Origin of the sequence: Bradyrhizobium sp. NBAIM08 (genome assembly GCF_020193935.1) — a bacterium.
GTDB lineage: Bacteria > Pseudomonadota > Alphaproteobacteria > Rhizobiales > Xanthobacteraceae > Bradyrhizobium > Bradyrhizobium yuanmingense.
In genome coordinates this window covers 1-393 of the sequence record NZ_JADYVR010001148.1, presented here as the reverse complement: position 1 = coordinate 393, position 393 = coordinate 1, and the positions used below count along the sequence as shown (strand labels likewise).

Annotated in this window: 1 protein-coding gene; it reads right to left on the bottom strand. The window is 74.8% G+C overall.

Going from position 1 to position 393, the window contains the following annotated elements; all coding sequences use genetic code 11:
* A partial coding sequence (locus I6F37_RS43895) for an SDR family NAD(P)-dependent oxidoreductase (protein WP_225154969.1) occupies positions 1 to 393 on the bottom strand: 393 nt, incomplete at both ends.

Sequence of the window (393 nt, the reverse complement as noted above, 5' to 3'; positions counted from 1 at the left end):
GGTAGCGGATCGTCTCCGCCGCGGACCCGGCGTCGCCCGCGGCTACATGGATCAGGTTCACCCGCACCTGATCCGGCGCGACCTCGGACGCGAGCGCCTTCGTGAAGCCCTCGAGCGCGCCGTCGGCGGCCGCAACGTGCGCGCCCGCGTCTTCGCCGGCGTCGACCACGATCAGCGCGACGCAGCCGCCGCCGCGCGCACGCATACCGGGCAGCGCGGCGATGCAGGCGTCGACCGCCCGGCGGAACCGGGCGTCGAGTATCGCCCGCCAGCGCCAGTCGCTCAGCTTGCCGAACGCGACGGGGTCGGTGGCCTCGGCGACGACGACCAGGAGGTCGGGAGAGGGGTCGCTGACCGCCTCCCAGCCGTCGTGTGCCAGCGCGTCTGCGACTG